The sequence below is a fragment of the Micromonospora sp. DT43 genome (assembly GCF_049841645.1).
Classification (GTDB): Bacteria; Actinomycetota; Actinomycetes; order Mycobacteriales; family Micromonosporaceae; genus Micromonospora.
The window spans coordinates 115,157-125,082 of record NZ_JBNCKR010000014.1; the positions used below are offsets into that span (position 1 = coordinate 115,157).

Annotated in this window: 10 protein-coding genes and 1 riboswitch; of the genes, 3 read left to right on the top strand and 7 right to left on the bottom strand. The window is 73.2% G+C overall.

The window, feature by feature from the left end:
• Nucleotides 1–24: 24 nt before the first annotated feature.
• Nucleotides 25–2,847, bottom strand: a complete 2,823-nt coding sequence (locus ACLQ26_RS27120) for an AfsR/SARP family transcriptional regulator (RefSeq protein ID WP_425747150.1) — start codon at nucleotides 2,845–2,847, stop codon at nucleotides 25–27.
• 182 nt (nucleotides 2,848–3,029) lie between these two features.
• On the opposite strand from ACLQ26_RS27120, the gene ACLQ26_RS27125 reads away from it, so the two are divergent.
• Entirely contained in the window at nucleotides 3,030–3,431 is a 402-nt protein-coding gene (locus ACLQ26_RS27125; protein ID WP_425747151.1) for a peptidase inhibitor family I36 protein, read from the top strand.
• Nucleotides 3,432–3,525: 94 nt separating this feature from the next.
• Here the strand turns inward: ACLQ26_RS27125 and ACLQ26_RS27130 are convergent, their stop codons facing one another.
• Entirely contained in the window at nucleotides 3,526–4,014 is a 489-nt protein-coding gene (locus ACLQ26_RS27130) for a peptidoglycan-binding domain-containing protein (protein WP_425747152.1), read from the bottom strand.
• Between the two features lie 284 nt (nucleotides 4,015–4,298).
• Nucleotides 4,299–4,467: riboswitch (cyclic di-AMP (ydaO/yuaA leader) on the top strand.
• Between ACLQ26_RS27130 and ACLQ26_RS27135 the strand changes: the two genes are divergently transcribed.
• Complete coding sequence (locus ACLQ26_RS27135) at nucleotides 4,468–5,139, top strand: transglycosylase family protein (protein ID WP_425747153.1); 672 nt, start codon at nucleotides 4,468–4,470, stop codon at nucleotides 5,137–5,139.
• A gap of 75 nt (nucleotides 5,140–5,214) precedes the next feature.
• On the opposite strand, the gene ACLQ26_RS27140 is transcribed toward ACLQ26_RS27135, so the two are convergent.
• From ACLQ26_RS27140 to ACLQ26_RS27150, 3 genes are all read right to left on the bottom strand, one after another.
• Nucleotides 5,215–5,577 carry a hypothetical protein gene (locus ACLQ26_RS27140; protein ID WP_425747154.1) on the bottom strand — a complete coding sequence of 121 codons (363 nt, stop codon included), beginning with the start codon at nucleotides 5,575–5,577 and terminating at the stop codon, nucleotides 5,215–5,217.
• Nucleotides 5,578–5,691: 114 nt separating this feature from the next.
• Nucleotides 5,692–6,879 (bottom strand): DNA polymerase IV, encoded by a 1,188-nt coding sequence (gene dinB / locus ACLQ26_RS27145; protein ID WP_425747155.1) that lies wholly within the window; start codon nucleotides 6,877–6,879, stop codon nucleotides 5,692–5,694.
• Between the two features lie 57 nt (nucleotides 6,880–6,936).
• A complete protein-coding gene (locus ACLQ26_RS27150; protein WP_425747214.1) occupies nucleotides 6,937–7,374 on the bottom strand; it encodes a VOC family protein in 438 nt (145 codons plus the stop codon).
• Between the two features lie 94 nt (nucleotides 7,375–7,468).
• Here ACLQ26_RS27150 and ACLQ26_RS27155 point away from each other — a divergent pair, with 94 nt between their 5' ends.
• Entirely contained in the window at nucleotides 7,469–8,443 is a 975-nt protein-coding gene (locus tag ACLQ26_RS27155) for a helix-turn-helix transcriptional regulator (protein ID WP_425747156.1), read from the top strand.
• Here the strand turns inward: ACLQ26_RS27155 and ACLQ26_RS27160 are convergent.
• Entirely contained in the window at nucleotides 8,338–8,919 is a 582-nt protein-coding gene (locus ACLQ26_RS27160; RefSeq protein WP_425747157.1) for a GNAT family N-acetyltransferase, read from the bottom strand. The two genes, ACLQ26_RS27155 and ACLQ26_RS27160, sit on opposite strands and share 106 nt — an antisense overlap.
• Nucleotides 8,916–9,512, bottom strand: a complete 597-nt coding sequence (locus ACLQ26_RS27165; RefSeq protein WP_425747158.1) for a GNAT family N-acetyltransferase — start codon at nucleotides 9,510–9,512, stop codon at nucleotides 8,916–8,918. Before ACLQ26_RS27165 ends, ACLQ26_RS27160 begins: the two co-directional genes overlap by 4 nt.
• Nucleotides 9,513–9,926: the final 414 nt, after the last annotated feature.

Here is a 9,926-nt window from a genome sequence, read left to right on the forward strand (position 1 = left end):
TTGCCGGGGCGCGGCGGCGGACGGTCACGTTCCTTCGGCGGCCGCGAGGCGACGTCGGACCTTCTCCGCGTCCGGGTGCCCGAGGTCATCGAGGAGGCTCAACGCTGTCCGCCAGCTCCGGGTCGCCCCGGCCGGATCGCCCGCGTCGACCTGCGCCTCGGCCAGGTGCCCTAGCGTGTCCGCCTCGTAGTACCGGTCCCGGAACTCCCGGTACAGCTCCGCCGCGTGCCGGTACGCGCTGACCGCCTCCAACGGTCGACCCGCGCGGTGCTGGGCGTAACCGAGGGTGTCCCAGGTGGCCGCCTGGCCGTGCCGGTCGTCGAACTCGCGCAGCAGCTCCAGCCCCTGCTGGCACGCCTCGACCGCGGCGTCGTGCGCACCGAGCTGGGCGCGGTACCAACCGATCGCGTTCAACGCCATCGCCTGCCCGTACCGATGCCCGGCCGCCCGGTACAACCTGAGTGCCGCCTCGGCGTGTTCGACCACCTCGTCGCGCCGACCCTGCCGGTCGGCCATCTCGGCCAGATCCAGGCAGGTGTGCGCCTGGTTGGCCTGGTCGTCGAGGGTCCGGAACAGCTCCAGTGCCCGCTGGAGCTGACCGGGGGCCTCGTCGAGGCGGCCCAGCCGGGCCTGTGCCCGGGCCAGACTGCGGTGTGCGTGTGCCTGCCCGGCCGAGTCTCCGCCGCGGCGCGCGGCGATCAACGCGGTGTGCTGTACCGCCAGCTGGTCGTGCCAGCCGCCCTGTCGGTCCAGGAAACTGGTCAAACTCCAGGCCAGTTGCCAGGCGTGCCGGTCAAACCCGCTGGCGGCGCACCGCTCGACGAGCGCGATCAGGACCTCCCGCTCCCGGGAGAACCACGCCGCTGCCTCGTCGTGGTCGCCGGCCTTCTCCGGCCGGACTCCGGCGACGGCGGGTGGCAGCGCGATGGGGTCCCAGTGCGGATGCAGCAGCACGGCCGCACCGTGCGCGCTGTGCAGGTAGTGGTCGAAGAGCCGGCGCCGCGCCTCGGCCCGGTCGCCGGTCGGGTCCTGCTCACCGGACAGCTCGGCGGCGAAGGCCCGCAGCAGGTCGTGCATCCCGTACCGGTCCGGGCCGCGTTCGAGCATCAGGTGCGCGTCGGCGAGTTCGGTGAACGCCGTCCGGACGTCGCGGCGGTCGACGCCGGCGAGACTGGCTGCGGCCGCCATGCTGAGCGTCACGTCCGTGCTGCCGCCGACCAGCCGGAAGAGCCGGGCCGTCGGCCCGGCCAACAGGCGGTATGACCACGACAGCGCAGTCCGTACGCTGCTCGCGTGGTCGCCCGCGTCCAGCCCGTCCAACCCGCCGTCGGTGCGTAACTGCGCGCCCAGCTCGGCCAGGGAGAGCTGAGGCCGGACCACCGCCCGGGCCGCCACCACGACCAGGGCCAGCGGCAACCGGTCGCAGAGCCCGACCAACTCGCCGACGGCGTCCCGTTCTGCCTCGGCCCGCGCCCCGATCCGTGCGTGCAGCAACGCCTCCGCGTCCGCGGCGGTGAGCAGGTCCAGCACCAGCGGCTCCGCTCCGTCGGTGGCGACCAGACCGGTCAGGCGATCGCGGCTGGTCACCAGCACCAGACAGCGGGCGGAGCCGGGTAGCAGCGGCCGGACCTGAGCGGCGTCAAGGGCGTTGTCCAGCAGTACCAGCATCCGCCGGCCGGCCAGGAGACTGCGGTACAGCGCGGTCTGCTCCTGCGGGTCGACCGGCAGCTCCCGGGGCGACACCCCGAGCGCCGCGAGGAAGCCGCGTACGACCTGCTCCGCGCTGCGCACCACGCCGCTGTGGCTGTAGCCCTCCAGGTTGGCGTAGAGCTGACCATCGGGGAAATGGCCGACCACCTGGTGCGCCCAGTGCACGGCCAGCGCGGTCTTGCCCACCCCGGCCAGCCCGGACAACACCGCCACCGGCACCGCCCCGGGATGCGCGTCGGCAGTCGCCCGCAGCGCGTCCAGTTGGGCCAGCTCGACCCTCCGTCCGGCGAAACCCCGGACGTCCGACGGCAACTGTGCCGGCACCGGGTGGGCCAGAGCCGGCGCGGTGACGGGGCCGGCCGTGGTGTGCGTCGAAGTGGGTTCCGTGCCGGGCGTCGGCGCGGTGATCTCGCCGCGCAGAATGGCCTGGTGCAAGAGGCGAAGCTCGGCGCTCGGGTCCGCGCCCAGTGCGTCGGCCAGCTGCTCCCGTAGCCGGGCGTAGTACGCCAACGCCTGTGCGCTGCGGCCGGCGGCGGCCAGTGCGCGCAGCAACGCGGCGGCGACCGGCTCGTCCAGTGGGTGCTCGTCGGCGAGCCGGGTCAACGGGTCGATCACAGCCTCCGGCTCACCGCTGCGCAGCAGGCCGCGGGCCCACTGCAGGACGGTCTCGGTGTGCCGGCGGTGCCAGTCCTGGCGGACCCGGGCCGCCCACTCGCCGGGCAGCCCGGCCAGTGGCTCGCCACGCCACAGCTCGAGCGCCCTGCGCAGCAGCTCCACCCGCTCAGGGTCGTCGTCGGCCAGCCCGTCGGCCCGGTGTCGCAGCGCGTCGAAGTGCGCGCGGTCCACTGTCTCCGGTGGCAGGTCCAACAGGTATCCGCCGGACCGTCGCGCCAACGCGTCCGGTGCGCCCGCGTCGGCCAGCACACGGCGGAGCCGGGCGAGGTAGACATGCAGGTTGTGGCGAACCCTGGGCGGCGACGCCTCGCCCCAGACCCGGTCCACCAGAGTCTCCAGGTGGACCGGTCGGCCCACGTCGACCGCCAGCGCCGCCAGAACGGCGCGCTGGCGGGCCGCTCCGGCATCGACCGGATGGCCATCCGCCCAGACCTCGACCGGCCCGAGGACCCGAATCTCCATGAACCGCCGCTCGCTGTGCCGCCGGTCGCCCATCCGGCACCGGGACAGCTGGATTGAGGTTCCGGCAGGAATTCGTCGACCTTCCGCGCCGATCATCGTTGGCACAGCGGCATCGATCAATGCGATGTCGGCAACTCGACTCACGACCTGTTCCGGTCGTGACGACACCGGAGGTCACCATCGTGCGAAATGCTCTGCGAAGGTTCACGTCCGCCCTGCTCGGCGTGGTCGCTGTGGGCGCCGCGATCGGGGTCGCCCCGAGCCCGGCTCAGGCCAACTACGCCTGCCCGTCGGGTCTGCTCTGCCTGTACGCCGGCACCAACTTCAGCGGCGACATCTTCCTGCTCGACGGGCCCTACAACGGATGCAACGACGTTCCGCTGCCCTCGTACTTCCGCAACAAGACCCAGTCGATCATCAACAACCGGCCGTCCGGCACCGTCTCCACCTTCTGGGACAACGTCAACGCCACGGGCCTGCTCGGCTACCAGCACGCCTACGGCTACCGGGCGAACCTGGCGTACGACTCGGCCGCCATCGGGGGGAACTGGAACCAGCGCATCGAGGCGGTCCGGGTCTGCTGAGTGAGGCTGTCTCCGGCGGGGAGGGGAGTCGGAGACGCCACGACGGCGCCGGCCGGAATCCAACGGGGGATTCCGGCCGGCACCGTCGCGCGGGTCAGCCCGGGTAGTAGCACTGGTTCGGGATGACCGGACCGCCGTCGACCCTGAAGATCGCGAAGCCCATCCACGCCCGGGTCTGCGGGCCGTACTCGCCGTCCTCGGCGATGTTCGCCCACTCCCAGGTATCGTTGATCTTCTGTTGCGCGGCCCGGACGGCGTTGCGCGTGTTGGTGCCGTACTGGCCGTCGAGACGCAGGGACTGGGAGTAGCAGTTGTTCAGTGCCTCCTGCAACACCTTGACCGCGCTGTTGGAGTTGCCGTACTTCAGGTAGCAGGTCTTGTTGCGGTCCTGCCAGCCGACGGTGGGCACGTGCATCTCGGCGCCACCCGGGTAGCCGCCGACGTTGTAGTAGGTGAGGCTGGTGCAGGTGGTGGCCGCCTGCGCGGCGGTCGGCGCGAGCCCGACGAGTCCGGCGCTGACGAGGACTGTCGCGAGGGTGGCGGCGGCGCTGCGGCGGCCGATGCGGCTCTGGTGGATCGGCATGCTCTCCTCCTGGGATGGGCTGCCGGGTTGACCCGGCATGCACTGGAGCATCGCGATCGCCGATCTATGGAATCCTGCCGGAATGTCAATCGCGCCCCGCAGCGCCCGGTCGGCGGTATCCCGGCCTGATCGGAAACGGTCCATCGTGGTCGCTGCACAGTCGAGGACCGTCCGCAACCGCTGAGCGGGCCGTCCCGCGTGCCCCGGTGAACAACTTCACAAGGGTTGGGCGACCGTCACCGACGGTGCCTACCGTCGGTCGGGTCCGCCACCGTGGACGCCACGACCGGCAACGCCAAATCCTGCCCCCGGTCGTCGGAAACAGAACCCGGGCAGGAGCGGGGGACCCAACGTTCCTCGGTGCATGTCACCTCGGGGTGAAGCCGCCACCGCGCGGCCGGGCGCCTCGGCCCGAACCCGACAGCTCACCTCGCCGGCGTGGAGGAAGCACACATGACGTCTGTCTACACCCCCCGTCATCGACGGGTCACCACCCGCCGCGTCGCCGTCGGCACCCTCGCCGTCGGCGCGGTCACCGGCGCTGTCGCCCTCTTCGGTCCCGCGGCTCCGGCCCAGGCCGGTGTGAACTGGGACGCGGTCGCCAAGTGCGAATCCGGCGGCAACTGGAAGATCAACACGGGTAACGGCTACTACGGTGGCCTGCAGTTCTCCCAGGGCACCTGGGCCGGTTACGGCGGCAAGAAGTACGCCGCCCGCGCCGACCTGGCCAGCCGCGGCGAGCAGATCGCCATCGCCGAGAAGGTGCTCGACGGGCAGGGCATCGGCGCGTGGCCGACCTGCGGCCGCAAGGGCGGCTCGTCGGGCGGCGCCGCCACGAAGTCCTCGACGAAGTCGACAGCGAAGTCGTCCACCGCGTCGAAGGACCGGTCCACCGCCCCGAAGGAGCGGTCGTCGCGCGGCGACCAGCCGGCGACCCGCAACCACGAGCGCACCGCTCCCGCGGCCAGCGGCGACACGTACGTCGTCAAGCAGGGGGACACCCTGTCGGAGATCGCCGACAGTCACCGCCAGGCGGGTGGCTGGCAGGCCCTGTACGAGCGCAACCGGCAGCTGATCGGCACCGACCCGGGCCTGATCTTCCCGGGCCAGCGGCTCGCCCTCTGACGTACGACACTCGAACGCTCGGCCGGGTCACCGGCCGAGCGTTCGGTCGTTCGACGGCCCCGGTCGGGGCGCGGGTCACGCCGCGGCGGACGCCCTCGACTCCCGGCGCGACATCACCGCGGTGGCGTCGCGGTCCCAGCGGGGGGCGGGTGCCGCCGCCTCGCCGGGCCAGCCCGTGCCGACACCGTCGCCGCCACCGCCGATGGTCATCTCGACTGAGTCGGGCGTCCTGCGGGCCAGCCGCAGCGACTGCTCGGCACCCGCGCGAGCCGAGCACGGCCAGGACTGGCCGGCGCACTGGAGGTTGCGGCAGTGACCCTCGTCGTCGGGCTCGTGGGCACTCAGCACGTCGACCGCCAGCTGCCAGAGCAGGGGGTCGGTCACGTCGTGCGGGCGTTCGGCGCGCCGGCTCGGTCGGTTGCTCGTGTCGTCGGACATGATGGCCCCCCTCGTCAGGCTGTTCCCTACAAGGGTCACCCGTGAGCCGGCGGCTAAACCGCCGACCTGCTGTGATGTGTCTCCGGTCGCAGCTGGCAGGGCCCCATACGCCGCTCAGTCCGGCAATAGCGGCATCTCGACGCCCGGATCCCGGCCGAGAAGCACCGCCCGGGTGAGCGCCGCCGAGCCGAACCGGTCGCGCACCGCGTCCACCGCGGCGTCCAGATCGGCCCCGGTGTCGACCTCGAACGGCAGTTCCGGCTGCACCGGGTTGTCGTCGAGGTTGCCCACCGAGACGCCGATCAGGGTGATGCCCCGCCGGTCGATCTCCGGCAACGCGGCCCGCAGCAGTGCCCGCGCGGCGGCCAGCAGCGGCGTGGTGTCCGCTGTCGCCTTGCCGATGGTGTGCGAGCGGGTGGCCCGGGTGTAGTCGCCGAAGCGCAGCCGCAGCACCACAGTGCGCCCGGACCGCCCGGCCGAGCGCATCCGGCGGCTGACCCGGTCGACCAGGCCGGCCAGGACGGCGTCCAGCTCCGCCGGCGCGTGCGGGGTGCGACTCAACGCGTGCTGCGCGCCCATCGAGCCCCGGCGGCGGCCCACCTGCACCGACCGGGGGTCGAGGTTGTGGGCCAGGGCGTGCAGGTGCCGACCGGCGCCCGCCCCGAGCAGGGACACCAGCGCGGCCTCGCCGAGCCGGGCCACCTCTCCGACGGTACGGATCCGACGTTCCCGCAGCTTCGCCGCGGTGACCGGGCCGACGCCCCAGAGCCGTTCCACGGGCAGTGGGTGCAGGAACGCCACCTCCGCGTCCGGGGCGACGACCAGCAGCCCGTCCGGCTTCGCCACCCCGCTGGCCACCTTCGCCAGGAACTTCGTCCGGGCCACGCCCACCGTGATCGGCAGGTGGACGCGGTCGCGGACCTCCCGACGCAGCCTCTCGGCGATGTCGGCCGGCGCGCCGACCAGCCGCCGCAGGCCGCCCACGTCGAGGAACGCCTCGTCGATGGAGAGCCCCTCGACCAGCGGGGTGGTCTGCCGGAAGATCTCGAACACCGCCCGGCTGGCCTGCGTGTACGCCGCCATCCGGGGCGGCACCACTATCGCTTCCGGGCACAGTCGGCGTGCCTGCTGGCCGCCCATCGCGCTGCGCACACCCCGCGCCTTCGCCTCGTAACTGGCGGCGAGCACCACGCCTCCGCCGACGATCACCGGCCGCCCCCGCAGGCGCGGGTCGTCGCGCTGCTCGACCGACGCGTAGAAGGCGTCCAGGTCGGCGTGCAGGATGTGGGCGCCGGTCGACACGAACACATGTTCGCACGACGCCCGACCATCGCGGCAGTGAGCTGGGCGAACACCCGGTCAGTCGAGGCAGAACTCGTTGCCCTCGGGGTCGGCCAGCACGAGGTGGCCGGCGCCGAGCGGGGGAGCGGGCTCGTGCCGTGCGAGACGGGTGGCGCCCCGGTCGACGAGCCGGTCGGCCTCCACCTCCAGCGCCGCCATCCGGTCGTCACCGGTGAGCCCGGGGGCGGCCCGCACGTCGAGGTGTACGCGGTTCTTGGCCTGCTTGCCCTCCGGCACCCGCTGGAAGAACAGACGCGGCCCCGCGCCCTTGGGGTCGACCACCGCCGACGCGTCGTTACGTCGTTCCGGCGGTACGCCCATCGCGTCCAGCGCGGCGTCCCACGAGTCGAAGTCCCCCGGTGGGCCCTGCAACTCGTAGTCGAGGACATCGGCCCAGAACGCCGCCAGGCTTGCCGGGTCGGCGGCGTCGAACGTTATCTGCACCTCGCGGGCCATGACAGCTCCCTCGTCTGCGGTCTGGTTGGTCATGCTGCCACCCTCTCGTGGCTGGCGGACAGAATCGTTCCGCTATTGGTGAAACGATCGGCGGGTGACGGTGGAGGCGACGACCGAGCGGGTGCTGCGGATGCTGGCCCTGTTGCAGCGGCGGTCGTCGTGGACGGCCACCGAGCTCGCCGTCGAGCTGGGTGTCACCGACCGCTGCGTACGCCGCGACGTGCAACGGCTGCGCGCGCTCGGCTATCCCATTCACGCGACGGCGGGCGTGGGCGGCGGCTACCAGCTCGGCGCGGGCACCCGGCTGCCGCCGCTGCTGCTCGACGACGAGGAGGCGATCGCCACAGCTGTTTCCCTGCGGCTGGCATCGGGGGGCACGGTCGCCGGGGCGGGCGAGGCGGCCCTGCGGGCACTGACGAAACTCGACCAGGTGATGCCGGCGCGGCTGCGGGCCGAGGTGCGAGCGGTGCACGGCTCGACGGACACGCTCATCGGCCCGGTGGTCGAGATCGACGCGGAACTGCTTGTGACACTCGCCCGCGCCTGTCGCGACGCGGTACGGGTGCGGTTCACCTACGCCGGCCGCGACTCCGGGGAGCGGGAGCGGACGGTCGAGCCGGTCCGGATGGTCACCACCGGCCGTCACTGGTATCTGATGGCCTGGGACGTCGACCGCGACGACTGGCGTACGTTCCGCCTGGACCGGATGCGGGCCACGGTGGCGACGACGTGGCGCTTCCCGGCGCGCGACCATCCGGATCCGATCGCCTTCGTGCAGCGGTCCGTGACCGACGCGCCCTACCGCTATCTGGCCCGGGTGCGGGTGCACGCCCCACCCGAGCGCGTGCGGGAGGTGGTCCCGCCGCAGGTGGGGCGCGTCGAGGCCGACTACGACGGCTGGTGCGTGCTCGTCGTCGGCGGTGACAGCCTGGACTGGCTCGCCGCGCACATCGCCCGCCTGCCCTACGAGGTGGAGGTGGTCGAGCCCGCGGAGCTGCGCGAGGCCGCCGCCCTACTGGCCCGCCGTCTCGCGGCGATGGCCGGTTCGGAGTCCGAGCGCACGGTGTAACGCCGCAGCGACACCGGGCTGCCGTCCGGGGCGGTCCACGATGCCGTGCCGGTGCCCGTGCACCGCCATCCGGTCCGCTCGTACAGGGCGACGGCCGCGGGACTGTCGGCGACCACCTCGAGCACCAGACGCAGCCCGCGCGCATCCGCCCAGTGCCGCGCCCGGCCCAGCAGAGCGTCACCCAGCGCCATTCCTCGGGCGGCCGGCGCCACGAAGAGGCGAGACACCTCGGCCGTCGGCCCGCTGAGCGGGTCGTTCGTCGGATCGGGCAGGCGACGTACCGCGACGTGTCCGACGATCGTCCCCCCGGCGTCGACGGCGACCCAGGCGCGCGTCGGGTGCGGGTCGCGTAGCCAGCGGTGCGGGTCGGCGGGCCAGTTCAGCGGATAGCCGTCGACCCGGTGGACGTCGGCGAGCGCCGCGACGCAGCCGTCGAGGTCGGCGGCACGGCGGCGGCGGATGCGCGGTGGGCTCACAGGTCGTCGAAGGGGCGGGCGTAGCGGAACTCGCCTCGGATCGACTCGCGCCACGCGGTCAGCGGGCGGGCCATGAAGTATCGCGGACCCCACGGCTGCGGCGGGGTGACGCCCAGTTCGACGGCGGGCCGGAACCCGAAGCGTGGGTAGTACTCGGGATGCCCGAGCAGCACCACGAGGGGTTCGTCGCGGGCCTCGGCCGCGCCGAGCACCGCGTGCATCAACGCCGTGCCGACGCCCCGCCGCTGCCAGCCGGGCAGCACGCCGAGCGGACCCAGGCCCAACGCCGCCGGCTCACCGCCCACCCGGCCGCGGGTGGCCACCACGTGGCCCACCACCTGGCCGTCCGAATCGATCGCCACCAGGGAGTACGCGGGCAGCCAGCCCTCGTCGGCCCGCAGCGCGTCGACAAGCGTCGCCTCGACAGGCAGTGCCCCGAGCGGCGTTGCCTGGGCGGGCGTTGCCTGGGCGGGCGTTGTCTCGACCGGCGTTGTCTCGACCGCCACGCCGTCGTCCGTGGTCGTGGCGAAGGCGGCAGCGTGCACCGCCCGGATGGCGTCGACGTCGGCGGGCGTCTCGCGTCTGATCAGCACCGCGCCACGATACGGGTGTCTCCGGCAGCGGCTCTACGCGTTTCTCGACGGTGGTCGGCCGATGACGCGGCGTCGGCCCGGTCCTCGCTCTCGGTGGGCTTCGTCGACTGTCCACGGCGGGTGCTGCGTGTGACCCGATCCTCGTCCGAGCCACGCGAGGCGGCCGGGAGGGCATGTCGCGGCAACGGCATATACCTGTGAGTCATAGTTATGACTCACAGGTATATCGCTCTCTGGGCCGATGGCCCCGGCATCCGCCCACGTCGGGCCGAGCGCCGAGAGCCGCGCCGCCAGCGTCAAGCGCAACGCCCGGCCGTCACGCCGCGCGCCGGGCCGCGCCGCGCGCCGGGCCGCGCCGCGCGCCGGGCCGCGCCGCGCGCCGGGCCGCGCCGCGCGCCGGGCCGCGCCGCGCGC